A 23,686-nucleotide genomic window follows, 5' to 3' on the forward strand; every position below is an offset into this window, starting at 1 on the left:
TTTTATTTCATCAAATTTAAAGTTTAGGATCACGTAGTTGCACTAAGTTCGCATTAGTTTTGACTAAAGTGTCCATAACTTTATTCATCACAGCAGGAATCAAACTGTCCGCGATTTGTGCCGCTTGCAGTCCTAATTTCTCACCTAAGGTAGGTTTACGGCGAGTTTGAATTAAGTAAACATCATGTACTGTCAATAAACTTAATAAATACTCATCCGAGGTTTGAAGCTTATCAACCAAATTCAAATCTAATGAATCTTGACCGTACCAATGTTCACCTGTTGCTACTTTTTCAACATTTAACTGTGGACGATATTTTTCAACAAAATGCTTGAACAATGCATGCGTTTGTTGCAACTCTTCTTCAAACTTTGCTTTACCCTCTTCCGTATTTTCGCCAAACATGGTCACGGTACGTTTATATTGACCCGCAGTATAAAGCTCAAAATCAACATTATGTTCTTTAAGTAAACGATTAAAATTAGGCACTTGAGCAACAACGCCAATTGAACCAATCACTGCAAATGGAGCAGAAATAATTTCGTTACCGATACATGCCATCATATATCCACCACTTGCTGCGACTTTATCAACACAAATGGTTAAATGAAAACCAGCATCGCGCAGACGCACCAATTGAGCAGCCGCAAGTCCATAACCATGTACCATCCCACCTGGACTTTCCAAACGAACTATGACACGATCACGCCCTGCTTTAGCAGTCGCCAAAATCAAAGTAATTTCTTCACGAAGATTCTCTACAGCTGAAGCTGCCATGTCACCTTTAAAATCAATTACATATACTTTCTGATTATTCTTTTTACGCGTGCGTGCTTCTTTTGAAAACTGCTGAGACAACTGCAGAAGTTCAAGTTTAGATGCAGTACTTTGCGCAATTTTTTTTCGTTGTTCATTAATACGCGCATTTAAGTGAGTGACTCGAATTTCGGCAGGAAGTTTCGGCAAATGAAATAACATATAAATTCACATCTCTATAATTCATCTTTATGAGGATAACATGAGGTCAAAATAGACAAATTTCAATAGCTTTATTGAAATGTTCTGCCAATCATAGGATCAATTTGATCAACAATCGGCATAAAAAGTAGATACGTTATGTATACTAATTCGTTAAAAATTATCGAACCGATGAGCATCCACGCATCATCTCATGATTGATATCTATCTTTATAATCAATTAGAGACTCTTATATGATTTGAGAGTGAATAAATTGAATTATATTTGAAGAATAATTCTTAAAATCAATATCTTAATACCCATTATTTTACTTCTTAAACTTTTCTGAAATGCATTTTCAATGCGCCAAATTATGTCGTGTCAGCATATATTTTTCACGATTTTTTTGGCATGATGGTTCCAGACAGTAATGATGAATAATGATAAAAGATGACCCATCAAATGCGTTGGTTAGAACTGTTATCTACAGTTCGATTTGGTAGTTCAAAACAAAACACTGAACAGGCTCGTAGCCCCTTCCATAAAGATTACGATCGTATTATTTTTTCGCAGAGTTTTAGGCAACTTAACCGTAAAACTCAAGTACACCCCCTGACTCAACATGATGGCATTCATACGCGTCTAACACATTCCCTTGAGGTTTCTTGTATAGGACGCTCTTTGGGAATGCTGGCAGCTGAAAAAATTCGTGATGAGTTACCTATGTGGATCTCTCCTGCAGATGTCGGTGCAATTATTCAAGCAGCTTGTCTTGCACACGATATTGGTAATCCTCCTTTTGGTCATGCAGGTGAGTACGCTATTCGTGAATGGTTTGATGATGCATCACACGGCGATTTTTTATCGAGTTTAACCCCTGAACAGCAGGCCGATGTTCGCCAGTTTGAAGGCAATGCTCAAGGTCTTCGTTTACTCACGAAAATTGACTATCACCCTAATGACGGTGGGATGCGCCTCACTTACGCAACCTTAGGAGCTTACTTAAAGTACCCATGGCTTTCTAAAACTATTGATTCTCAGGGGAATACGCCTGCCAGTAAACGAGCTAAGTTTGGTTGCTATCAATCTGAAAAAGAAATTTTGCAACAAATTGGTCACCAATTAGGTCTTATACAATATGGTGAATATCATTTCTGTCGCCATCCATTCACCTATTTACTCGAAGCAGCCGATGATATTTGTTATGCCCTGATCGATTTAGAAGATGGCATTATTCTTAACATGCTCAGCTATGAGCAAGTCGAGCCTATTTTCTTAAATCTGCTTGGTGACTATGGCTCGCCTGCTGAACTTGCAATGCCATACACCACGTGGCAACAAAAGATTGCAGCATTGCGTGGTCGTGTGATGAAACGCTTGGTTGATGAAGTCACTTCCGCTTTTGCTAAACATCATTTTGAAATTTTGTCAGGACAGCTTAAAGGTAGTTTGCTCCAATATTGCTCGCCCGATATCGAAGCAGGAATTGATTGTGCAAAGAATTTAGCGCGGGAAAAAATCTTTGAGCACCCTCAAAAATCTGGTTTAGAAATCATTGCACATCAAAGCTTACAGCACATACTAGATGCCTTTATTCCGCTTACGACCCCCAATAAAATTCATAATTTTAAGGAAGGACGTTTACTGTCTATTATCTCAGGCTTAGGTGTTCGTTTCAGTGATGATCACTATGACAATATCATGCAAGTCTTAGATGTGATCTCAAAATTTTCGGATCATCAGGCTTATCATTTGGCACAGGAACTTCAAGGGAATAAAGTTGGATTTTTATAAACCTTAAATTAGTGTTCAGGAAAAGAGCATAAAGTGTTTTTTGATTTTGCGTTCTGAAGCAATGAACACTACTATGCTGACATAGTGAATTTAACATCGACAAATAAGTGAAATAATTGAATGATTGGATGTCTTATTGGTGAAGTGCTTGCTTTAGAAGCACCAACAGTTTTATTGAATGTAAATGGTGTTGGCTATGAGGTTGATACACCTCTCTCAACATTTTGCCAATTACAGAAAGGACAAAAAGTCACATTGTGGACGCACTTGGCTGTACGTGAAGATGCTCAATTACTGTATGGATTTTCCAACGCACAAGAAAAAAGTATTTTCCGCACTTTACTTAAAGTGAACGGCGTTGGTCCAAAAATGGCACTGGGTATTCTCTCAACACTCAGCGTAGACATGCTTATTCATACTGTTGAACATGAAGATGTAAACACTTTAGTCAAAGTTCCGGGTGTAGGCAAAAAGACCGCAGAGCGTTTAATGATTGAACTTCGAGATCGCTTTAAGGCGCTTGCAGCTCAGCCATCCACATCCAATTCTACAACAGCGCAAATTCAGTTTACGGGTAACTCTGCTGTCGCTGAGGCTGAAGCTGCTTTACAGTCATTAGGTTACAAGCCACTAGAAGCGCAAAAGTTAGTCAATGCCGTTAAAGGTGACTTCACAGAGGCATCCGATATTATCCGTGCTGCTTTAAAATCGATGAATAAATAAGATCTCATATTATGCAAGACCGTATTATCAGTGGTTCTGAAAAACCAGAAGATCATTTTGATCGTGCCATTCGACCAACATCATTAGATGATTATATTGGTCAGCCTGTTGTGCGTGAGCAGATGGAAATTTTCATTGGTGCAGCTCGTGGACGTGGTGAAGCTTTAGACCATACCTTGATTTTTGGTCCTCCGGGTTTAGGTAAAACCACTCTTGCCAATATTATCGCCCGTGAAATGGGTGGTAATTTAAAATCAACTTCTGGACCTGTGTTAGAGCGTGCTGGTGATTTGGCAGCAATGCTCACTAACCTAGAAGAAGGTGACGTTTTATTTATTGATGAGATTCACCGTCTCTCTCCAGTGATCGAGGAAATCCTTTATCCCGCGATGGAAGATTACCAACTGGATATTATGATTGGTGAAGGCCCTGCTGCGCGTTCAATTAAGTTGGATTTACCGCCATTCACTTTAGTCGCTGCGACTACTCGTGCCGGTTTACTGACCTCTCCGCTTCGAGATCGTTTTGGTATCGTCCAACGATTAGAGTTCTATTCGGTTGAAGATTTGACCCATATCGTGACTCGTTCTGCAAATCTGATGGATGTTCCAATCACAGAAGCTGGTTCGAAGGAAGTGGCTCGTCGTTCTCGTGGTACGCCTCGTATCGCAAACCGTTTACTGCGTCGTGTACGTGACTATGCGCAAGTGAAAGGTACAGGTGAGGTCACACAAGAAATGGCGCAACGTGCGCTTGATATGTTGAATGTGGATAAAGATGGTTTAGATACACTCGACCGTCGTTACCTGTCGATGCTGTTAGAGCGTTTTGATGGTGGTCCTGCAGGTGTTGAAGCTTTAGCAGCGGCTATGGCAGAAGATTCAGGCACGCTGGAAGATGTGATTGAGCCTTACTTGATTCAGCAAGGTTATGTGATGCGTACTGCACGTGGTCGTATTGCAACGAATCAGGCGTATTTACAGTTTGGAATGACACCACCTGAGCCGAAAGAGAAGTAATTAAAAGGGAGATTTATTCTCCCTTTTTAACTCTATCCCACTCACTTTTCAATAAAGTTTGCATATTACTTGTTATAGAGTTGTTATCAATCTTGGAAGAGTACGAATCAATATTTCCAATTACATCTTCATTACCATTGTAGACAAATTGACACAGACAAATGAGTATAAAAATCTCATCTATAATCTTTTTATTTAAATCTTCTTCAGGATTTAAAAATAACTCTATTTCATATTTCAAGCTTTCTAGTCTTATTAAATTTTCATAGAGTTTTTTTTTGTGACTTTCATCATTTTCTAAATTTATTAAAATTGTTTTAATATTAGATCTAACATTCAAGATTTCAGTAAATAAATCTCTAACTTTATTAATCCAATCCTGCCGATGCTTAGATTTAATTTGTACTAGTTGTAATTCCTTCTGACTCTGATAAAGCTCTTTATTAGATTTTAGAGTTTGTTCTACTGACTTTCCTATTTGTTCTAGCGTTAAATTAAAACCTTGTTCGGTTAGTTTAAAACTTCTCACACCAAACCAATAAGCTAACCAAGTTGCAAATCCTCCTAATATCAAAGCAATAATTACCGATAAAGCAAATGATGAAATCGCTGTGGTATCAGTTGAATGACTCAAATCCAAAGGTATTTTCTGAGTCTCGGGATCAACTTGAATATTCGCAGTATATAAAGGCTGTTGAGGTACAGTCCATGGAAGTTGAATCATGACATCTTGATTATGCTTAAGTTCTTCTTCAACGCCCATTAGCTCCCCCACAACTATTAAAATAATTATTTAAAATGAATAATTTACAAATAATAACAACTTTAAATCTATGGATAAAGCATTAAAAATCAATGCTTCATGGTCACTATACTTTTCATGTATTTCGATATACCTCTTAAGTTTTGCAACCATCAGAAGTGAAGAGAAGCTCCTAAAACTTTAGGATTTTTAGGACATTGAGTTCATGATCTCTCTTAGGCTATTTTCTGCTTGTACCATCTTGCCCCTTTGTTCAACCTTGAGTTTTGCAGATTGGGTTGATGACGGTGTGAACGCCGTTGAACAACATACCATCAAATTAAGACAACACATTCACCAACATCCCGAACTCGGCAATATGGAATTTAAAACCTCGGCTCTGGTTCAAAAAGAATTAAAAAAATATGGGATTGAAGTCCGCACAGGCTATGCCAAAACAGGTGTAATCGGGATTCTTAAAGGTGCAAAACCTGGCCCAGTGATGGCATTACGTGCAGATATGGATGCATTACCAATCGAGGAAAAAACAGGACTTTCTTTTTCGAGTAAAGCTAAGGCAACCTATCAAGGTAAAGAAACGCCAGTGATGCATGCCTGTGGACATGATGCTCACACAGCAATGTTACTCGGCGCTGCAAAAGTGCTTTCGGAAAATAAAGATAAAATTGCAGGTACTGTTGTTTTTGTCTTCCAACCAGCTGAAGAAGGTGGAGCAGATATTGATAACTTTAGCCATGGCGATCAAATTGGTTCACGTAAGATGATTGCAGATGGGGCTTTAAAAAATCCTAAGCCTGAAGTGATCTTCGGTATGCATGTTATGGCGGGTATGCCAAGTGGTCATATTTTTTATAAAGATGGCACTATTTTAAACAGTGCAGATCATTTGCGCATTCAGGTCAGTGGAAAACAAGTTCATGGTTCTATGCCATGGCTTGGACGCGATCCCATTTATGCTTCATCTCAAATGATTAGTAATATGCAGAGTTTGATCAGCCGTCGTGCAGATTTAACCAAAGGTATGGGGGCAATCAGTATTGGCAGTATCCAAGGTGGAACGGTAGGAAATGTGATACCAGAGCAAGTCAATATGGTTGGCACGATTAGATCAAATAATGAAGAGGTCCGCCAGAATATTCTCAAGGATTTACCGAAATTGATCGAACATAATGCTCATGCAAATGACGTAAAAGCCAAAGTAGAAATTGCCGCTTATGCCCCCGTTACCACGAACGATAAAACGCTAACTCAACTCATCGCGCCATCACTTGCGAAAGTTCACGGTGAAGATAAATTACATGTGCTTGAAAACAATGCAAGCGCAAGTGAAGACTTTGCCTATTATGGTCAACTTATGCCTTCATTGTTCATTTTCATTGGTGCAACACCTCAAGATCAAGAGATCAGTAAAGCTGCACCCAATCATAACCCTCAATTTATTGTAGATGATGCGACATTAAAAACTGGCGTTGAAAGCCACATTCGTTTTGTGATGGACTATCCGACTATTGCACAACAAGTTCAACAAGATTGGAATAACAAATCTTAAGCATCATAAAAAAAATCCTCCTTGATGGAGGATTTTTTATTTCAAAAATTTATTTCTGCTCGATGAACTCTTTAAAATCTGCTTTACGAATCATCGCATGGATGCCTTTGGTTTTATCTACAACTTGAGAAACTTCAAAATCAGTCGCAGCGCTGAGATAAGCATATGCAATTTCTTCACTTATGCCATATTCATTGACTAAGAAATTGATTGCTTCACGCGTAGATTTGCGCATTGCTTCATCCAAATCATCATCTAAGCCAGGTGTAATCCAAAATTGATCATTTTCACCTAATGGCTGAGAAAGTTGATTACCTGGAATATGATCTTTACCCGCTTTTAACACACTAATTTTAAACGTTGCACGCGCTGAACCTTCTAAAGCAGTTAATGCAACCTCACCATCGCCTTGAACGAAATGACTATCACCTGCGTAGAATAATGCACCTGGAACTTGAACAGGATAATAAGCGGTTGCCCCAGCAGTTAAATCATTAATATCAATATTTCCACCATAAAATGAGGGTGGAACTGAGTGAACAGGTTCGCTGGTATTTGGTGCAACACCCATTGTTCCCATAAACGGATTTAATGGAAAACGAATCGCTTTACCAGATTCTGTTTGAATCACCCCCTCCCATACCCCCTCTTTATTTTGCGCAATGGGTGTAAATACTGAAACATTGCCATAAGCATCTGGATTTTCTGGCGAAGCATGATCATGTTTTTGTCGTTTAGGGAATTCAGGCAATGTACCTTTACCATGACGGTTCGAAATAACACCATAAGGAACACGTGGTTCTATTTTCAATATTTCAACTTTAAGCACGTCTCCCGGCATTGCACCTTCAACGTAGATCGGACCAGTAATAATGTGTGGACCATCTTTATGGAAATCATGCTTTAAATTAGAGCGGGTGATCAATTTCGCTTCATCTAAAATGTGCTCTTTTTTAACACCTTTAGATGTAAAGTATTTTTCAGCATCACGCCCTTGATCCTCTAATAAACCTTCATGTGACACTGTATCAAAAGTCACATGACTCCCCGATGGAACCGTTAAAACTGGCTTAGCATCTTTATTCGGTAGATAACCCCATTGAATAGTATTGAGTGTGCTTGGAATATAATAGTGTCCAGCATATTCCCCTTTTTTTAGTAAAGTTGGCTTGCTTTCAATCTGTTTTAAAATTTTAAAATCTTCAGCCGAACTAAAAGTCGAAAAACTTAATATTGATGTAGCAATCGAAATCGATAAAGCTAACTTTTTTAACATGCACTCAAATCCAACTATAAATTTCATGTGAATTTATTTAAGCAATCCCTATGCCAAACATGATTAAAATTCAATTAAATCTGCATTTTCATCTTAAAATATTTCGCCCAATCTACAGCTATTTTTGAAATCTTGTGCCATTGGTCTGTAAAAATGGAGTGCTAAACTTCAAGCCTTTCAAACATTGTATAAATCAGCGTTTCGCATTCTTTGTCAAGAATGTTGCAAAACACTGGACTATTTAAAGTAATGGAACACCTGTATGGCGAACAAATTTGAATTTCAAATCCGAGTGTATATTGAAGATACAGATGCAGGAGGCATTGTTTATCATGCCAATCATATTCGCTTTATGGAACGCGCACGTACAGAATGGTTACGCGCTTCAGGGATTTCACATTACTGGCATCAAAAAGATTACAACTTTGTCGTGCATAAATTAGCGCTTAAATATTCACGTCCAATATTAATGGATGACTTAATTACTGTTACAGCAAGTGTAGTTTCGTGTAAAGCAACGTCTTTTGTATTGCAACAAAATATTTATCGTGGTGAAATCATGCTAGCTTCAGGGGAAGTAGAATTGGCGTGTATTAGCGCTGAAATGAAACCGCTGAGAATTCCAAATGAAATCCGTGATCTAATCGAAAAAGAATTAGCCCACGCATAAAAATATGATTGGCACATGTAACTATGGCAACACAACTCGAATCTTCACTTCACGTCACAGATTTAATTCTTCAAGCGAGTCCAGTCGTACAACTGGTCATGCTGGTGTTGGTACTAGCTTCACTCTTTAGCTGGTACCTTATTGCCAAGTTACATATGACTTTTAAAAAAGCTCGCCAAGGTGATGATCATTTTCAAAAGATTTTTTGGTCTGGTGCAGAACTCAACACTTTATATAACAATGCACAAATCAACTCTAAGCGTGAAGGCTTGGAAGATGTTTTTTATCTTGGTTTTGCAGAGTTTCTCAAACTCAAAAAAACCAAAGCTGAAACAGCACAAGTCATTGATGGCACAGAGCGTATTCTTGGGGTGGGTTTAAGCCGAGATCAGAGCCGTATGGAACAAGGCCTCAGTGCACTTGCCAGTATTGGTTCAGTTGCGCCCTATGTTGGTTTATTTGGTACAGTTTGGGGCATTATGAATGCTTTTATCGGCTTAGCCCAAGTCGATCAAGTGACGCTAGCAACTGTCGCACCAGGTATCGCGGAAGCCCTCATTGCGACTGCTATTGGTTTATTTGCTGCGATTCCTGCAGTACTTGCATTCAACCACTATACGGCCAAAAGTGAAGAAATTTACTCAGATCGTTCCTTGTTTGCTGAAGAAATGGTGGCGCTTTTACAACGTCGTTCTGTGGGTTCTACACAGGAAGCTGAATAAATGGCCGTTCGTCGCTCAGGGCGTTTCCAACGCATTAAAAAGCCACTTAACAGTGACATGAATGTAGTTCCTTATATTGACGTCATGTTAGTACTTTTGGTGATTTTTATGGTGACTGCACCAATGATCACAAGTGGCATAAAAGTTGATTTACCTGAAGCAAACAGTGTACCGATTGAATCTAAGGATGCACCAGCTATGGTGACTTTAGATCAACAAGGACAATACTTTTTAGAATACAAGGGTAGCCAACCAAGTCCACTGAGATTGCAGGAATTACAACAGACACTTCGTGATGCACAACAAACTGCTGAACGTGAGAATAAACAATTTAGTGTCGTCATTAATGGTCATAACACTCGACCTTATGGTGAGGTGATGATGCTCATGTCTAACTTACAAGATGCAGGGATCAATCAAGTTGGCTTGCTGACCAAACCAATTCAATAAGCTATGAAAGAATCTAACTCTCGCTTTTCAAAAGAAAAGAAAATTGCAATCGGATTCACTGTTGCGGTCCATGTGATTGCGATCACAGGCTTATTGTTCCTTGGGTTGACTCAACCTGCTGAGCCAACTAAAACTGTTAAAACAGTTTTAGTCAAACCTGAAGATCTGGTACCACCTGAACCCACACCATTGGTTGAATCTGATCATTCAGATACAGCGCACCAGAACGTTCAAGAAAATGTTCAACAGACCAATGAGCCGATTCAAAATGCACCAGTGATTCCTGTTGCACCTGCTGTACCTCCTCCAGCTCAACCAAAAGTTGAAGAGCCAAAATCCGACCGTAAAGCTGAGCAAGCGGCTGCGGTTAAAGCTCAACAAGAAGCCGAACGTAAAGCAACGGCTGAAGCACAACGTCAAGCGACTCAAGAAGCGAATCGTAAAGCTAAAGCTGAGGCCGATGCTAGAGCTAAACAAGAAGCCGCCCAAAAAGCCAAAGCAGCAGAGCAAAACGCAAAACAGGAACAACAACAAAAGGCGAAAGCTGATGCGGCTTTAAAAGCGAAACAAGAAGCTGACCGGAAAGCTAAGGCAGAGGCCGATTCTAAAGCCAAACAAGAAGCCGATCGGAAAGCCAAAGCTGCTGCTGAAGCCAAAGCCAAACAAGATGCTGATCGTAAAGCTAAAGCGGAAGCAGATGCAAAAGCCAAACAAGATGCTGATCGTAAAGCTAAAGCGGAAGCAGATGCAAAAGCCAAACAGGATGCTGATCGTAAAGCTAAGGCTGCAGCTGATGCCAAAGCTAAACAAGAGGCTGATGCTAAAGCTCGTCAGGAAGCACAAAGAAAAGCAGACGCTGAAGCCAAAGAACGTGCCGAAGCTGAAGCTCGAGAATCTGCCGCTGAAAAAGCTAGACAAGAAGCAGCCAACAAAAAAGCTGAATCTAAACGCATCGCTTCTTCAGCAAAAAGAGACTTTGAGCAAAAAATTAAAGGTGCTTGGAGAATGCCAATAGGCTCTTCAGGTCAAAAAGCGACAGCACGCGTGACATTATCTGACAGTGGTTCTGTGACTTCGGTCATCGTCAATGCATCAGATCCAGATGTCAAAGCCAGTGTCGAACAGGCTGTTCGTGCAGCAGCACCATATCCGATGCCATCCGATCCTGATGCAAGGCGTGAAGCTCGTAGTTTCACTTCTTCATTCACCGTGAAATAATAAAAAAACCTTTCGATTCGTCGAAAGGTTTTTTCATGAATTGCGGATAATTACACGCTTTATATAGATTCGGTACGGAGCTATATGCTAAAAAGCTAGAATATTCGAAAAATTAGTATCTTGAGTACGTGACCTCTCATGAAAATGATCTCAAAACATCTTCTCGGTTTAGCAATTTTGGCAGCATTTAGCCCTGCTCTCATTACGACCTCTTATGCACAGCTTCATCTTGAAATTGCTAAAGCACCTGAAGAAGCACCCAAAATTGCTATCGTGCCATTCGTAGGTGATCAACGCTTATACCCTGTTGTAGAGCAAGATTTAAACCGTTCAGGTCGCTTTACCAGTTCATCTAAAAATTTACCTGCAACAGCAACCATCAATCAAGCCAATGGTGCTGCTTGGCAATCTGCAGGCGTACCTTATGTTGTGAATGGTGAAGTTAAAACCAATCCTGATGGTTCACTGGCTGTTCATTACCAACTCTATGATGTCCAAAAACAACAATATTTGCTCAATGAACTATTAACTGTACCACCATCACGCATTCGATCTGCAGCACATATGATTAGTGATGCGATTTACCAAGCATTAACAGGTATTCCTGGTGACTTTAGTGGTCGCATCGCTTATGTTTTGCGAAATCCTGCGACTCCTGATAATCGCTACACTTTACAAATCGCAGATACGGACGGCGAACAACCACGCACTGTATTGAGTTCGCGCGATCCAATTTTATCCCCTGCTTGGACGCCTGATGGCAAAAAAATCGCTTATGTTTCATTCGAAACCAAACGTCCAGCGATCTATGTTCAAGATTTAGCGACTGGACAACGTGAAAAATTAGCTGGCTTCCGTGGCTTAAACGGTGCGCCAAGTTTTTCCCCTGATGGTAAAAGCATGTTGTTCACTGCTTCAATGCATGACAACCCTGAAATTTATCAAATGGATTTAAATACGCGCCAAGTGAAGCGTATGACAAATAATACAGCAATTGATACAGAAGCTCGCTATACCCCAGATGGTAAAGGTTTTATCTTTACCTCAGACCGTGGTGGTTCAGCACAGATCTATCATTACACATTTGCTGATGGTTCAACAAAACGTTTGACTTTCCGCGGAGCATTCAACGCACGTGGAAGTTTAAGTGCCGATGGTAAATATGTTGCTTTAGTACATCGCCCTTCAGGCAGCAACTATAAGGTAGCAATTCAAGAAATCTCAACTGGGATCACGAACATTTTAACGCCAACCAGTTTAGATGAATCACCAAGCTTTTCACCAAATGGTCAAATGGTCGTGTATGCGACACGTGAAGGCAGCCGTGGATTGTTATCGATTATGTCTACAGACGGTCGCTTCCGCATGAATTTACCTAGCGAACAAGGTGAAGTTCGTGAACCTGCTTGGGCACCTAAATAATCGAATTTAATCTTTCAAGGAGATGAACATGAACGCGATTAAAACGTTTGCTCTTCCACTCATTGCTGTAAGTTTAGTAATGACGGGTTGCGCAAGCCGTAAACCAGCAACTACAGATACCACTACGATGACACCACCATCAACGTCAACCTCTGTGAATACGACTGGTCTCAGTGAAGATGCAGCATTAAATGCTCAAAACTTAACGGGTGCTTCTGCTAAAGGGGTAACTGAAGCCAATAAAGCTTTCTTGGCTAAACGTGTTGTTCACTTTGATTATGACAGCAGTGAGCTATCTACTGAGGACTATCAAACCCTCCAAGCACATGCACAATTTTTATTGGCAAATGCAAACTCTAAAATCGCATTAACTGGTCATACCGATGAACGTGGAACGCGTGAATACAATATGGCTTTGGGTGAGCGACGTGCCAAAGCAGTTGAAAGTTATTTGGTTATAAATGGTGTAAATCCAAACCAACTCGAAGCTGTGAGTTATGGTAAAGAAATGCCAATTAATACAGGTAATAATGAAGCTGCGTGGAAAGAAAACCGTCGTGTAGAACTCAATTATGAAGCAGTGCCACCACTTCTTCGCTAATGAATGCAAAAAAAGCGCTCAATTCGAGCGCTTTTTTATATCAGGTTTAAGACCTTTGTGAGTCTGGCATGGGCACTTGCATAGACTCAATCATGTCATGCTTATTAAACTCTTTATATTCAGGTTTAGCCTCGTACTGTTTCCATGCTTCCTTGGAACTCTCTGAACTAATTTCGTTTAAGTCGATTGCCTCACCTGGCGTTGGAGTTGCTTCAAACTTTTGAATGCTCATTTTAAAGCTCCTTTTAAAATCATCCTCCTATCAACATACCATGTTCTAAAACTCTGGCAAGTGCAAAATCACCACAAATAACGCAGGATAATTTCTATTTTGCACTGAACTCATCTAAAATAGCCCAAGATCCAAATTTTATTCTTTTAAAGCTTTTAGGAGCGTCCTTGTAATGTCATACCTCACCTTGTCACAATATCTTGCACAACAACAAGGAAATCTAACGCCTGAACTCTCTAATGTGATTGAAACCATTGCTGAAACGTGTAAAACCATCGATTCAGCATTGCAAAAGGGTGCCTTAGCGGGTGTATTAGGTAGTGCTGGTAATGAAAACGTACAAGGTGAAGCGCAAAAAAAATTAGATGTTATTTCAAATGACTATTTAATTGATGCGCTAGAGAACAACGAAAATGTAGGCGGTTTAGCTTCTGAAGAACTCGATGAGTTTACCCCAGCACAAGAGAATGGTAAGTATTTAGTTTTATTTGACCCACTAGATGGCTCAAGTAATATCGATATCAATATGTGTGTTGGCACCATCTTCTCTATCCTACCTGCCAAAAATTCAGTGACACAAGCAGAAGATTTCCTTCAAGCAGGTACTGAACAAGTCGCAGCTGGTTATGTGTTATATGGCCCATCAACTATGATGGCATTAACCGTTGGTGCAGGTACTGTTTTCTTTACATTTGATCCAGAGTCAAAAACATTCCTGTTGACGACTGAAAATATCCAAGTGGATGCCGATACAAAAGAATACGCCATTAATGCTTCAAACCAACGTCATTGGGAAGAACCTGTTCAACGCTATATTGGTGAGCTACAAGCGGGTAAAACATCTGTACGTGAAAAAGATTTTAACATGCGTTGGGTTGCCTGCATGGTCGGTGATATCCACCGTATTCTTTGCCGTAGTGGGATCTTCTTATATCCTTACGATACCAAAGATCCTAAAAAAGCTGGTCGTTTACGTCTTATGTATGAAGCAAATCCAATGAGTATGCTCATGGAACAAGCAGGCGGTGCTTCTACAACAGGTCGCGTGCGTATTATGGAAATCCTACCGACTGAACTTCACCAACGTGTACCAGTCATCATTGGTTCAAAAAATGAAGTTGAGCTTGTTACTGCTTATCATCAATAATTTACAATTGAGAGCCTATTGATTTAGGCTCTCATGGAAGTCAAACTGAATGGCCATTATCTTTTTAGAATCTAAAGACAACCCGAAAATTAAACATTTACGTGGTTTAATTGATCAAAATAGTTACCGTAAAAAGCAAGGCCAAACTGTTCTAGAAGGCACACATTTGTGCTTAGCTTGGTTAGAAAAAAATCGTAAGCTGAATTCGCTTTTTACCACTGAAAAAGCAATGGAACACGCCGATTTTGATGAAATCGCGCAACACTATACAGGCTCAGTGTTTGTTATTAGTGAATCACTCTATAAAGACATTAGCACGCTAGGAACCACCTTAGCATGTTTAGCGATTGTAGATTTACCAACTCAACGTGATGCTCTAGATTATACTCAAGACACTTTAATTCTTGAAAATGTTCAAGATCCTGGCAATGTGGGTACATTACTTCGTTCAGCTGCGGCTGCAGGTATTGAACAAATTGTTTGCACCAAAGGTTCAGCATCTTTGTGGTCTCCTCGCGTATTACGAGCAGGAATGGGTGCGCACTTTTCATTAAAAACCTATGAAAACGTTGCGCTTGAAGATGTGCTGTCTCAATTCAAAATTCCCGTGTATGTCACGAGCTCACATGAATCAGAAAGTTTATATGCAAAAGACTTAACTCAAGCTTGCGTATGGGTACTGGGCAATGAAGGTCAAGGCGTTTCGGAATATGCCCTAGCACATGCTTCAGCAATTACCATTCCCCAACCGGGTGGTCAAGAATCATTAAACGTTGCAGTTGCCGGATCGATTTGTTTCTTTGAAATGGTACGCCAACGGATATGATTCGTTAAAATATATTAACGAAACCACTGAAAATAAAAAAATCTATTAAACTGCTAAAAAATAGTTGCTTAGATTGTCAACCTACCATTATGTTTTGACGTTATATAAATAACGATTAGAAAATAATGGTGGGTACCCAATGACGGGATTTTCCATCTCTATGGATTTAGCACCAAAAAAAGTCAAGCCTGAAGATTCGAGTGTTCTTTTGAATACGGCCGAACAACGTCTTAAATATTTTATGCAAGACGTCACTGGGCGTGCATTGGTGATGATGGAAAGTGCAACTCAAGGACACAATGGCATTGCCATGGATTTAGTCCAAGAAGCTTTTATAGCTTTGCATAAATCTTATGCTGATAAATCCACTGCAGAGTGGTATCCCCTTTTCTATACCATTTTAAATAACAAACTTCAGGATTGGCGTCGTAAAGAATCTCGACGGGCTTTTCCATTCTCGTTATTTAAAAAAAATAACCACGATGAAGATGATGACGAAACCATCAATATTGTGGATGAATCAACACCTAATCCGCTGCAATTTCTTGCACAAGAGATGGCTGTTGAGGAGATTCAAAATGCAATTTCTAAGTTACCTGTTCGCCAACAACAAGCATTTATGTTGAGAGCATGGGAAGGGTTTGATACACAAACCACAGCCGAAATCATGAATTGTTCAGAAGGCAGTGTAAAGACCCATTACCATCGAGCTATACAGGGCTTAAGATCTGCTTTGTCTCACTTAAACCCAAATGACGGGGGATCATCGGATGAATCATGATGAATTTACGAAACAAGTGACTGAAAAATTGAATGTACTGGCATCACAACATCGCAATAAAACGGTCGTGATGGAGCATGTACTTGATGAGATTAAAGACAAACCGTTATTTTCTCAGTTCATGACTTGGAAAGTTACTGGTTTTGCATTAGCAGCCGCAATCACAGGATTCGTGGTACTTCCTAATGCGTTTGATTTGGAAGAAGCTCCAAGCCCACAACAAGTGATTGTCACCCCTAAACTTTCTCCGCAAATGATGGAAGATCTAGAAATGTTATCTGTTTTTGGTGAGGATAAATCAGCTCATGGCAGCTAAAGGCTTAGCAATTGCACTCTGCACATTAGGTTTTTTACAAACCAGTTTTGCAGGCTATGAACGTTTTTGGATCTTCTCGAAAGACAATAATTCTGAACTTAATGAATCTTGGGAATCTCTTTCTGAAGATGAACAAAAAGCACTGATTAAACGCTATCAAAATTTGAAAGAAATTCCTGAAGAGCAAAGTGTTGTTCTACAGCAAAGAATGGATTGGTTTACTAAACTGCCTGAACAAGAAAAAATACAAATGCGCGAAACTTGGCAACAGATGAGCTCAAGTGAACGAAATGATTTGCGTAAAAAAATGATGAACGCGACGACTGCCGAGCAGCGCAAGGAAATACGCGAAACTTATTTAAATAAATATATGCAACAAACCACCATGAAACAATAAAAGTTTAAAGCCTCTATAAGAGGCTTTATTTTTTTAATTAAAGATATATACCCTCACGTTCAGGCTGATAGAGCACTTTATCAATTTTTACTTTCATTGTTTGCCCATCAGGCTGAGGCCATTCAATTTCCTGTCCTTCCGCCAAACCTAAGATTGCTGCGCCAATGGGTGCAATCACATTAACCTGCCCCTTTTCACCTTTAAAGTCATGGGGATATACCAGCACAATCTCTGTAGGTTCAGTCGATGGTGCAACCGTTATCAGCACTTTAGCATTCATCGTCACTACATTGGCAGGGATATCTTTAGGCTGTACTACTTCAGCACGAGCCAACTCGTTTTCTAAATGTTCCATCGTTGAAGTCAACTGTGGTTGATGCTCCAACATGGTTTCTAAACGATTTAAATCTTGTTCAGAAATAATAATATTTGGATGGCTCATTTTCTGCTCCAATTCAAATGTATAACGACAATTGAATAATTAATAGATACATCAGTTATATCAGAACTATTGAAAAATGACAGATTTGACATTCCAATATTCAATAAAAAAGCCCCCTTGAGGGGGCTTTTCTCAAGTCGAAGATTATTTTGCGTAAACTGGGAATTTAGCGCATACAGTCTCAACTTTAGCTTTCACAGAATTGATGACAGCTTCGTCGCCTTTAGAATCTAAAATATCCGCGATCCAACCTGCAAGTTCACGTACTTCTGCTTCACCGAAACCACGAGTTGTTACAGCTGGAGTACCGATACGGATACCAGACGTCACAAACGGAGAACGTGGATCGTTTGGTACAGAGTTTTTGTTCACAGTAATGTGAGCAGCACCTAACCAAGCATCAGCGTCTTTACCAGTAATGTCTTGTTTGATGAGAGACAACAAGAACAAGTGGTTTTTCGTACCGCCTGAAACAACGTCATAACCGCGTTCGATTAACACTTCAGCCATTGCTTGCGCGTTTTTCACAACTTGTTGTTGGTATGCCTTGTATTCAGGAGCCATTGCTTCTTTGAAGCAGATCGCTTTAGCCGCTACAGCGTGAACTAAAGGACCACCTTGGTTACCTGGGAATACAGCAGATTGAAGTTTTTTCTCAATTTCTTCGTTTGCTTTTGCAAGGATTAAACCAGAACGTGGACCACGAAGTGTTTTGTGAGTCGTCGTTGTAGTTACGTCAGCAATTTGAACTGGGCTTGGATAAACACCAGCAGCAACAAGACCAGCAACGTGAGCCATATCTACAAATAGATAAGCGCCTACTTTGTCCGCGATTTCACGGAAACGCTGCCAATCAACGATTTGGCTATAAGCAGAGAAACCTGCAACAATCATACGTGGCTTGTGTTCTACAGCTAAACGTTCTACTTCTTCGTAATCGATTTCACCTGTTTCTGGATTTAAACCGTATTGGATCGCATTATATGTTTTACCAGAGAAGCTAACTTTAGCACCGTGAGTCAAATGACCACCGTGAGCTAAGCTCATACCTAAAACAGTATCGCCTGGGTTAAGAAGCGCTAGATAAACTGCAGAGTTTGCTTGAGAACCAGCATGAGGCTGAACGTTCGCGTAATCAGCACCAAAGAGTTCTTTAGCACGGTCAATTGCCAATTGTTCAATCACGTCTACATATTCACAACCGCCATAGTAGCGTTTGCCTGGGTAGCCTTCTGCATATTTGTTAGTGAGTTTTGAACCTTGAGCTTCCATTACTGCTGGAGAGCAATAGTTTTCTGAAGCGATTAACTCAATATGAGCTTCCTGACGAGCATCTTCACTCGTAATAGCTTGAGCTAATTCTGGATCAAAGTCAGCAATAGAGATATTGGCAAACATTAGCGAGGTCCTATTAATGTAGGGCTTTTAAGCCGTGCTAAGATTGGCGCGTATTGTAACATGAACTTGTTAAGTTTCGAGAATGAAGTTTAAACAGTTTGCAATTAAATTTGATTAATTCTTGTGTGTTCACTCTATTACTATTAAAAACAAATATCTGAATTATGACTATTCTTTTTAAATTTATTCATTTTTAAAAATTATTTTTAACAACCTACAGTCTAAACTTGCAGCGTCAATATCATAGAAAACGAAATTTCTTTAAATGAGCACCTTATCTAAATAATTCCCATAATTTGTTCAATTCAGCATAATTTATACAATTCATTGACTTTATTACTGTGAGCTCAGATTTGAAAATGTTAAATTAATTACATCTTTATCATTAACTTGGACATTTGCATGCAAGCCATTATCTTGGATACTGAAACCCATACATTAAACGGTTTGCCCATAGAAATTGCATATGCTCCTATTCAGATTGAACAAGGCAAATTAAGTCTTGATCGCGAAAAAATCTTTGACCAACTATATAGCATTGGTGACGAAAAAATTTCCTATGCTGCAATGGCGGTTCATCATATTCTTGAAAGCGATTTAGTAGATCAACCCAACTTCGGAACCTTCGAGTTACCTCAAGAAACGACGTATATTATTGGTCATAATATTGATTATGATATTCGAGCTATTCAGCAATGCGGCGTTGAAACAAGTCATATTAAAGCCATCTGTACACTCGCTCTTTCTCGACTAGTTTGGCCTCATGCAGAAGCACACAACATTTCTGCTTTAATTTATATGATTAGTAAAGGCAGTAGCAAAGCTAGAGAGATGTTAAAAGGTGCCCATCGTGCTGATGCTGATATTATTTTGACTGCAAATATTTTAATGCACATTATTCATCATTTGGGTATTCAAACCATTGAAGAACTCTATGAAGTATCTGAAGATGCACGTATTCCTCGTACAATTAACTTCGGTAAACATCGTGGGACAGCCATTCTAGATCTTCCAAGTGATTATGTTTCATGGTTACTAAGACAAGAAGACTTGGATCCCTATTTGAAAAAAGCCTTAGAAAAAACTTTAATTGATACCCTTTAAGCAATATTTCATGACTCTCACTTTGAACCTAAACCTCAAAGTGAGAAATTAACTATTTTTTTTAATACTTTTAAACGATTAAACTAAAATTTACACCAATAATTAAAATAATATAATTACATGATAATTAAATATTTTTTATTATTTTTATTCATTCAACACTGCCCACCTCATCCGCTATTAGACTAAGGCGAAGTAGAACATCTTTGTCATAAATATATTAATACGATCATACAACAACGGTATAAATAGGTGCCTTATGTCTAAACTCAGCCAAATTCTAGAATTTGATCCTTTAGATAATCCTATGTATCTTAAAAAAGTCGGAAATTGGGTTCTCACCTTCTTGCATGCCCATGACCAGGTGGAGAAAATCCAGCTCGCCATTACCAATGTTATTCCGCGTCAAGCAGATGGCTCGTTGCAGCCTCGACGTATTATCATTGAACAAGCTGATCAAGAACATCAATGGCAAATCAATCACATAGAATGCTTTGATAGCCTTGAAAATAAAGAAGTCCTGCTCAATGCTTCAGAACAAACGGGTGGATCGATCATTCAAGACCTGCTCAGTGAATTTCGAAAATATGATGTTGAGGTCATGTTTAAAGCATAATTTCGATATGAAAAAGCCCGCTTTACGCGGGCTTTATGTTGGAAGGCTAGTGTTAGATTTATTGTTCAACTGAACTCAACTAACTGTCATTGATCCGTCCAACTCGTCAGTAGCGCTACGTGGAATAACCTACTTTATATTAAAAATATACACCTCGATCAAAAATAATAAAATAGTTGCAAACATTTTTATACATTAAACCAATTTAATCACTCTTGAATCAGTATATAGAATTGAGATAAGATTTTGGTGATAAGAATTATAATTTATTGTATATATCTTTATCTTTCAAACAGATAACAATCCAATAGTATGCTCATCATTTATAAACTAATAAATCTAAGCATATTATTTTATTCTCTCCCTGTAATAACTTTCAAATAGTATTCTTTCTAAACTATGCAATTTATATAAAAGAAGTAGAATAATTTCTACTTTTTAAACCACTCACAAACAATATATCTTAGATTAGCATTAAACCACAGTATAGAATACAAGTATTACTGCAATTACAAAATATTCACATATTTAAAATATAAATCAATTACTTAACACAAATTTTCAATCCAAATGTATTTAATAATTTAAGTATAGTACCTAAGGTTGGATTAGCATTAGATTGCTCCATTTTATGTAAAGTAATAGGTGCAATCTTAGTTATTTTAGACATTTCTTCTAAAGTTAAATTTAGCTCTGTTCGTAAATATTTAGCAACCTGATGAAGAGGCCAATCTGGATTAGCTCTTATTTCATTCAACACTTTTTCACGATTTTGAATTTGTTCAATTGGTGTTAATGGTTTCAATCTTTTATCCATTTCTTAGTTTCTCTAATTGCTCACAAATTGAATTTATCCGATGTGTACTGTTTTCAAGGACTTGTTGATCGATCCCAATAGAGACCATATAAGATAATAAATTTTGATATTTTGGAAGTTCTGCTATTAGGGCATTTGTTAAGATTTCTCTTTTTATACTGGTGACTTCACTAATTTGATCTATCACTGATTGCCATAATGGTGCTCCACCCTCATCATCTTTATACCATCTTGTTGATCTTGCAATTCCATCTGGATGGAGCCACATTGGAGCGAAATCGTATAAAGGACTTAATTGTATGTGTCCATTATTAAAACGTTGTATAGCAGTATTGCGGGTATGATTATCTTTGTTGCCCAATGCGACATTTGCTAAATCTCGTTTTAAATACTCTATAACTTCAAGCTCTGGATGCGTACAGCATTCACTTAGTAATGAACAGATATGATTATGACTTAACTTAACTCCAAAACCTACTTTACCACTCAATGAAGCGATGCTTTCTTGGGCAACTCTTTCAACTTTTCCATTAGTTATAATTCGATCAAACCTTGGAATAAATAATGTTCTACCATAAAGGTGAATATCATCATGAACCCTCAATCCTAAGAATCGCGCTATGTTCATATAGAGCGCCTCTTGACTTAAAATTTTATCAAGTTGCGTATTTCCACCTCTACTGAATTTCACTAACCAATGTTTTTTAGCGTCCACGTCAGAAATCGTATGATCCAAGTAAAAAAGATCATCTATTCCTTGGGTTAATAATAATTTTGGCCACTCTCCTTGGACGCCTGATGAGCCAGCAACAAATTGTCCATAAGAAGCGAGTGCCTCAATGAATTTTTCATCTCTATTAGTAACTTCGTTTAGGCTAAATCCTTGAACAATACGATCTGAAGAATTTTGTAACAACCATTCGTATGCTTCTTTAATTCTAAGATTTCCGATTGGATTTCCTGATCCCGTATTAAGAAGTAGCCAATCTACTTCTTCTTGAGCATTTTCTGAATATTCCAGCTGCCGAAGTAATTCTTTGCGACCAAATCCTTGAGGTAAAAGATCCATAAGAAATGAAGGCCATGTCTTTTCTATATTATTTTTTACGTTTACAGGATATCGAAAAGAAATTGCTCTACCATCATTATAATCCATATGCTGAATCGCATATTCGAATAAATACGAAGTCCTTGTCGAAGTGTTCCAGCCATTATTTTCATGGTCGAGCGATTCTATTAAAGCACAATCAATCCATTGATTATTCTGAAATATCTGCAAAGTACAATATTTACTCATAATTATATTTTAGTATAAAACCAACCTTATTTTTAACACTAATTATTATACTTAAATATAAAACTATTTATTGGTTTTGAATTGTAATTTGCTTATTTTTAGTCAAAATCAAAAACCTGTCGTAAGCGTTTTGACGTGAAACCTGTTCAGCTATAAAATTACCAATCTTAGTATTAATCTATCTAAGAAACCTTCTATGGTGGATATTCAAAAACGTTTTTCTAAGCTGCCTACATGGCAGTGAACACTTTTTCCCATTCACATTCGGAAAAACATATTTTCTAAGCTGCCTACATGGCAGTGAACTTCAATCGCAGTCACAGCTTAATTCTACCTATTTTCTAAGCTGCCTACATGGCAGTGAACAAAATACGTCTATTCGTTCTCTGAATATGGCATTTCTAAGCTGCCTACATGGCAGTGAACATATCTTTGTTGCTCGTGATGTTGATTTCAGATTTCTAAGCTGCCTAATGGCAGTGAACGTTTTGAACCCGAATTGGGTCGAGTGGCTGATTTTCTAAGCTGCCTACATGGCAGTGAACTGAGTGCTAATAATCAAGATACCGTTTCTGTATTTCTAAGCTGCCTACATGGCAGTGAACGTGCTTCAATATTTGGATTAATCGTGCTTTATTTTCTAAGCTGCCTACATGGCAGTGAACATCAATCATATTTTTCTAGTTTGAAAATTTCATTTCTAAGCTGCCTACATGGCAGTGAACCTTCGCTTGACCCTTGCAACGGTAATCAGGGATTTCTAAGCTGCCTACATGGCAGTGAACATTGAACAACCAACTCAGTGCGACCGTTCTCATTTCTAAGCTGCCTACATGGCAGTGAACGTGTGCAATGAAATTATTGCTCAGTTGGGCCATTTCTAAGCTGCCTACATGGCAGTGAACGCGGTACCAACACCACCCAAGACAGGCGGCAATTTCTAAGCTGCCTACATGGCAGTGAACATGGAACAGGTATTCAAGGCACATTAACCGATTTTCTAAGCTGCCTACATGGCAGTGAACAAGATTCCTACGCACGTATTTGGGATGACAAATTTCTAAGCTGCCTACATGGCAGTGAACGTGTGCAATGAAATTATTGCTCAGTTGGGCCATTTCTAAGCTGCCTACATGGCAGTGAACGC

Annotated in this window: 25 protein-coding genes and 1 CRISPR repeat array; of the genes, 17 read left to right on the forward strand and 8 right to left on the reverse strand. The window is 38.7% G+C overall.

Features of this window, described 5'->3' with window-relative positions; all coding sequences use genetic code 11:
- Nucleotides 1-16 precede the first annotated feature (16 nt).
- Entirely contained in the window at nucleotides 17-979 is a 963-nt protein-coding gene (sohB, locus tag AC1M9I_RS05035; protein WP_481610765.1) for a protease SohB, read from the reverse strand.
- A gap of 430 nt (nucleotides 980-1,409) precedes the next feature.
- On the opposite strand from sohB, the gene AC1M9I_RS05040 reads away from it, so the two are divergent.
- From AC1M9I_RS05040 to ruvB, 3 genes are all read left to right on the forward strand, one after another.
- Nucleotides 1,410-2,753 carry a deoxyguanosinetriphosphate triphosphohydrolase gene (locus AC1M9I_RS05040; protein ID WP_481610766.1) on the forward strand — a complete coding sequence of 448 codons (1,344 nt, stop codon included), beginning with the start codon at nucleotides 1,410-1,412 and terminating at the stop codon, nucleotides 2,751-2,753.
- 120 nt (nucleotides 2,754-2,873) lie between these two features.
- A complete protein-coding gene (gene ruvA, locus AC1M9I_RS05045; RefSeq protein WP_035265729.1) occupies nucleotides 2,874-3,476 on the forward strand; it encodes a Holliday junction branch migration protein RuvA in 603 nt (200 codons plus the stop codon).
- An 11-nt stretch (nucleotides 3,477-3,487) separates the two neighbouring features.
- Nucleotides 3,488-4,495, forward strand: coding sequence for a Holliday junction branch migration DNA helicase RuvB (gene ruvB / locus AC1M9I_RS05050; RefSeq protein WP_035265728.1), 1,008 nt, complete (start codon nucleotides 3,488-3,490; stop codon nucleotides 4,493-4,495).
- 13 nt (nucleotides 4,496-4,508) lie between these two features.
- Here ruvB and AC1M9I_RS05055 read toward each other — a convergent pair whose 3' ends face one another.
- Entirely contained in the window at nucleotides 4,509-5,258 is a 750-nt protein-coding gene (locus AC1M9I_RS05055; RefSeq protein WP_481610767.1) for a hypothetical protein, read from the reverse strand.
- A 205-nt stretch (nucleotides 5,259-5,463) separates the two neighbouring features.
- On the opposite strand from AC1M9I_RS05055, the gene AC1M9I_RS05060 reads away from it, so the two are divergent.
- Nucleotides 5,464-6,807, forward strand: a complete 1,344-nt coding sequence (locus AC1M9I_RS05060) for an amidohydrolase (RefSeq protein WP_481610768.1) — start codon at nucleotides 5,464-5,466, stop codon at nucleotides 6,805-6,807.
- Nucleotides 6,808-6,856: 49 nt separating this feature from the next.
- Here the strand turns inward: AC1M9I_RS05060 and AC1M9I_RS05065 are convergent, their stop codons facing one another.
- Nucleotides 6,857-8,083: an acetamidase/formamidase family protein gene (locus AC1M9I_RS05065; protein ID WP_481610769.1), complete on the reverse strand. Its 1,227-nt coding sequence runs from the start codon at nucleotides 8,081-8,083 to the stop codon at nucleotides 6,857-6,859.
- A 262-nt stretch (nucleotides 8,084-8,345) separates the two neighbouring features.
- On the opposite strand from AC1M9I_RS05065, the gene ybgC reads away from it, so the two are divergent.
- The 6 genes from ybgC to pal all read left to right on the forward strand — a co-directional run bounded on the left by ybgC (nucleotide 8,346) and on the right by pal (nucleotide 13,166).
- Nucleotides 8,346-8,753: a tol-pal system-associated acyl-CoA thioesterase gene (ybgC, locus tag AC1M9I_RS05070; RefSeq protein ID WP_035265725.1), complete on the forward strand. Its 408-nt coding sequence runs from the start codon at nucleotides 8,346-8,348 to the stop codon at nucleotides 8,751-8,753.
- Nucleotides 8,754-8,776: 23 nt separating this feature from the next.
- Nucleotides 8,777-9,475 (forward strand): protein TolQ, encoded by a 699-nt coding sequence (tolQ, locus tag AC1M9I_RS05075; RefSeq protein ID WP_481610770.1) that lies wholly within the window; start codon nucleotides 8,777-8,779, stop codon nucleotides 9,473-9,475.
- Nucleotides 9,476-9,925 carry a protein TolR gene (gene tolR / locus AC1M9I_RS05080; protein ID WP_481610771.1) on the forward strand — a complete coding sequence of 150 codons (450 nt, stop codon included), beginning with the start codon at nucleotides 9,476-9,478 and terminating at the stop codon, nucleotides 9,923-9,925.
- A gap of 3 nt (nucleotides 9,926-9,928) precedes the next feature.
- Complete coding sequence (tolA, locus tag AC1M9I_RS05085) at nucleotides 9,929-11,143, forward strand: cell envelope integrity protein TolA (protein ID WP_481610772.1); 1,215 nt, start codon at nucleotides 9,929-9,931, stop codon at nucleotides 11,141-11,143.
- 138 nt (nucleotides 11,144-11,281) lie between these two features.
- On the forward strand, nucleotides 11,282-12,565 hold the full coding sequence (tolB, locus tag AC1M9I_RS05090) for a Tol-Pal system beta propeller repeat protein TolB (protein ID WP_179998402.1): 1,284 nt from the start codon (nucleotides 11,282-11,284) through the stop codon (nucleotides 12,563-12,565).
- A gap of 28 nt (nucleotides 12,566-12,593) precedes the next feature.
- Nucleotides 12,594-13,166 (forward strand): peptidoglycan-associated lipoprotein Pal, encoded by a 573-nt coding sequence (gene pal / locus AC1M9I_RS05095; RefSeq protein WP_481610773.1) that lies wholly within the window; start codon nucleotides 12,594-12,596, stop codon nucleotides 13,164-13,166.
- 46 nt (nucleotides 13,167-13,212) lie between these two features.
- Here pal and AC1M9I_RS05100 read toward each other — a convergent pair whose 3' ends face one another.
- On the reverse strand, nucleotides 13,213-13,398 hold the full coding sequence (locus AC1M9I_RS05100) for an NF038105 family protein (protein ID WP_035265716.1): 186 nt from the start codon (nucleotides 13,396-13,398) through the stop codon (nucleotides 13,213-13,215).
- 172 nt (nucleotides 13,399-13,570) lie between these two features.
- Here AC1M9I_RS05100 and AC1M9I_RS05105 point away from each other — a divergent pair, with 172 nt between their 5' ends.
- The 5 genes from AC1M9I_RS05105 to AC1M9I_RS05125 all read left to right on the forward strand — a co-directional run bounded on the left by AC1M9I_RS05105 (nucleotide 13,571) and on the right by AC1M9I_RS05125 (nucleotide 16,865).
- On the forward strand, nucleotides 13,571-14,545 hold the full coding sequence (locus tag AC1M9I_RS05105) for a class 1 fructose-bisphosphatase (protein ID WP_481610774.1): 975 nt from the start codon (nucleotides 13,571-13,573) through the stop codon (nucleotides 14,543-14,545).
- A 49-nt stretch (nucleotides 14,546-14,594) separates the two neighbouring features.
- Nucleotides 14,595-15,371 (forward strand): TrmH family RNA methyltransferase, encoded by a 777-nt coding sequence (locus AC1M9I_RS05110; protein ID WP_481610775.1) that lies wholly within the window; start codon nucleotides 14,595-14,597, stop codon nucleotides 15,369-15,371.
- A 160-nt stretch (nucleotides 15,372-15,531) separates the two neighbouring features.
- Nucleotides 15,532-16,152, forward strand: coding sequence for an RNA polymerase sigma factor (locus AC1M9I_RS05115; protein ID WP_481594347.1), 621 nt, complete (start codon nucleotides 15,532-15,534; stop codon nucleotides 16,150-16,152).
- Nucleotides 16,142-16,468 (forward strand): hypothetical protein, encoded by a 327-nt coding sequence (locus tag AC1M9I_RS05120; RefSeq protein ID WP_481594224.1) that lies wholly within the window; start codon nucleotides 16,142-16,144, stop codon nucleotides 16,466-16,468. Before AC1M9I_RS05115 ends, AC1M9I_RS05120 begins: the two co-directional genes overlap by 11 nt.
- Nucleotides 16,458-16,865 carry a DUF3106 domain-containing protein gene (locus tag AC1M9I_RS05125; protein ID WP_092766069.1) on the forward strand — a complete coding sequence of 136 codons (408 nt, stop codon included), beginning with the start codon at nucleotides 16,458-16,460 and terminating at the stop codon, nucleotides 16,863-16,865. The genes AC1M9I_RS05120 and AC1M9I_RS05125 overlap by 11 nt, the downstream gene beginning before the upstream one ends.
- 37 nt (nucleotides 16,866-16,902) lie before the next feature.
- Here the strand turns inward: AC1M9I_RS05125 and rnk are convergent, their stop codons facing one another.
- Together rnk and glyA are read right to left on the reverse strand one after the other, a co-directional pair.
- Entirely contained in the window at nucleotides 16,903-17,307 is a 405-nt protein-coding gene (gene rnk, locus AC1M9I_RS05130; RefSeq protein ID WP_481592890.1) for a nucleoside diphosphate kinase regulator, read from the reverse strand.
- A gap of 144 nt (nucleotides 17,308-17,451) precedes the next feature.
- The gene (glyA, locus tag AC1M9I_RS05135) at nucleotides 17,452-18,705 is read right to left on the reverse strand and encodes a serine hydroxymethyltransferase (protein ID WP_180027534.1); all 1,254 of its coding nucleotides are present in this window, start codon (nucleotides 18,703-18,705) and stop codon (nucleotides 17,452-17,454) included.
- Nucleotides 18,706-19,107: 402 nt separating this feature from the next.
- On the opposite strand from glyA, the gene AC1M9I_RS05140 reads away from it, so the two are divergent.
- Nucleotides 19,108-19,809, forward strand: a complete 702-nt coding sequence (locus AC1M9I_RS05140) for a putative quorum-sensing-regulated virulence factor (RefSeq protein WP_481592888.1) — start codon at nucleotides 19,108-19,110, stop codon at nucleotides 19,807-19,809.
- 259 nt (nucleotides 19,810-20,068) lie between these two features.
- Nucleotides 20,069-20,425, forward strand: a complete 357-nt coding sequence (locus AC1M9I_RS05145) for a hypothetical protein (RefSeq protein WP_481592887.1) — start codon at nucleotides 20,069-20,071, stop codon at nucleotides 20,423-20,425.
- A gap of 544 nt (nucleotides 20,426-20,969) precedes the next feature.
- On the opposite strand, the gene AC1M9I_RS05150 is transcribed toward AC1M9I_RS05145, so the two are convergent.
- Together AC1M9I_RS05150 and AC1M9I_RS05155 are read right to left on the reverse strand one after the other, a co-directional pair.
- Entirely contained in the window at nucleotides 20,970-21,242 is a 273-nt protein-coding gene (locus tag AC1M9I_RS05150) for a helix-turn-helix domain-containing protein (protein ID WP_481610776.1), read from the reverse strand.
- Nucleotides 21,235-22,539, reverse strand: coding sequence for a type II toxin-antitoxin system HipA family toxin (locus AC1M9I_RS05155; RefSeq protein WP_481610777.1), 1,305 nt, complete (start codon nucleotides 22,537-22,539; stop codon nucleotides 21,235-21,237). The genes AC1M9I_RS05150 and AC1M9I_RS05155 overlap by 8 nt, the downstream gene beginning before the upstream one ends.
- A gap of 517 nt (nucleotides 22,540-23,056) precedes the next feature.
- Nucleotides 23,057-23,684: direct repeats of the CRISPR family, unit length 28 nt; unit sequence TTTCTAAGCTGCCTACATGGCAGTGAAC.
- The last annotated feature ends 2 nt before the right edge of the window (nucleotides 23,685-23,686 follow it).

Source organism: Acinetobacter sp. ANC_7553, from assembly GCF_056779895.1.

Excerpts from the sequence above, each read along its gene's own strand:
- AC1M9I_RS05060 (WP_481610768.1), top strand. The coding sequence starts at position 5,464 with ATGATCTCTCTTAGGCTATTTTCTGCTTGTACCATCTTGCCCCTTTGT.
- AC1M9I_RS05115 (WP_481594347.1), top strand. The coding sequence starts at position 15,532 with ATGGATTTAGCACCAAAAAAAGTCAAGCCTGAAGATTCGAGTGTTCTT.
- AC1M9I_RS05155 (WP_481610777.1), bottom strand. The coding sequence starts at position 22,539 with ATGAGTAAATATTGTACTTTGCAGATATTTCAGAATAATCAATGGATT.
- AC1M9I_RS05120 (WP_481594224.1), top strand. The coding sequence starts at position 16,142 with ATGAATCATGATGAATTTACGAAACAAGTGACTGAAAAATTGAATGTA.
- tolQ (WP_481610770.1), top strand. The coding sequence starts at position 8,777 with ATGGCAACACAACTCGAATCTTCACTTCACGTCACAGATTTAATTCTT.
- tolB (WP_179998402.1), top strand. The coding sequence starts at position 11,282 with ATGAAAATGATCTCAAAACATCTTCTCGGTTTAGCAATTTTGGCAGCA.
- rnk (WP_481592890.1), bottom strand. The coding sequence starts at position 17,307 with ATGAGCCATCCAAATATTATTATTTCTGAACAAGATTTAAATCGTTTA.
- sohB (WP_481610765.1), bottom strand. The coding sequence starts at position 979 with ATGTTATTTCATTTGCCGAAACTTCCTGCCGAAATTCGAGTCACTCAC.
- AC1M9I_RS05140 (WP_481592888.1), top strand. The coding sequence starts at position 19,108 with ATGCAAGCCATTATCTTGGATACTGAAACCCATACATTAAACGGTTTG.
- AC1M9I_RS05145 (WP_481592887.1), top strand. The coding sequence starts at position 20,069 with ATGTCTAAACTCAGCCAAATTCTAGAATTTGATCCTTTAGATAATCCT.
- tolA (WP_481610772.1), top strand. The coding sequence starts at position 9,929 with ATGAAAGAATCTAACTCTCGCTTTTCAAAAGAAAAGAAAATTGCAATC.
- ruvB (WP_035265728.1), top strand. The coding sequence starts at position 3,488 with ATGCAAGACCGTATTATCAGTGGTTCTGAAAAACCAGAAGATCATTTT.
- ybgC (WP_035265725.1), top strand. The coding sequence starts at position 8,346 with ATGGCGAACAAATTTGAATTTCAAATCCGAGTGTATATTGAAGATACA.
- ruvA (WP_035265729.1), top strand. The coding sequence starts at position 2,874 with ATGATTGGATGTCTTATTGGTGAAGTGCTTGCTTTAGAAGCACCAACA.
- tolR (WP_481610771.1), top strand. The coding sequence starts at position 9,476 with ATGGCCGTTCGTCGCTCAGGGCGTTTCCAACGCATTAAAAAGCCACTT.
- AC1M9I_RS05105 (WP_481610774.1), top strand. The coding sequence starts at position 13,571 with ATGTCATACCTCACCTTGTCACAATATCTTGCACAACAACAAGGAAAT.
- AC1M9I_RS05110 (WP_481610775.1), top strand. The coding sequence starts at position 14,595 with ATGGCCATTATCTTTTTAGAATCTAAAGACAACCCGAAAATTAAACAT.
- glyA (WP_180027534.1), bottom strand. The coding sequence starts at position 18,705 with ATGTTTGCCAATATCTCTATTGCTGACTTTGATCCAGAATTAGCTCAA.
- AC1M9I_RS05065 (WP_481610769.1), bottom strand. The coding sequence starts at position 8,083 with ATGTTAAAAAAGTTAGCTTTATCGATTTCGATTGCTACATCAATATTA.
- AC1M9I_RS05100 (WP_035265716.1), bottom strand. The coding sequence starts at position 13,398 with ATGAGCATTCAAAAGTTTGAAGCAACTCCAACGCCAGGTGAGGCAATC.
- AC1M9I_RS05055 (WP_481610767.1), bottom strand. The coding sequence starts at position 5,258 with ATGGGCGTTGAAGAAGAACTTAAGCATAATCAAGATGTCATGATTCAA.
- AC1M9I_RS05150 (WP_481610776.1), bottom strand. The coding sequence starts at position 21,242 with ATGGATAAAAGATTGAAACCATTAACACCAATTGAACAAATTCAAAAT.
- pal (WP_481610773.1), top strand. The coding sequence starts at position 12,594 with ATGAACGCGATTAAAACGTTTGCTCTTCCACTCATTGCTGTAAGTTTA.
- AC1M9I_RS05125 (WP_092766069.1), top strand. The coding sequence starts at position 16,458 with ATGGCAGCTAAAGGCTTAGCAATTGCACTCTGCACATTAGGTTTTTTA.
- AC1M9I_RS05040 (WP_481610766.1), top strand. The coding sequence starts at position 1,410 with ATGACCCATCAAATGCGTTGGTTAGAACTGTTATCTACAGTTCGATTT.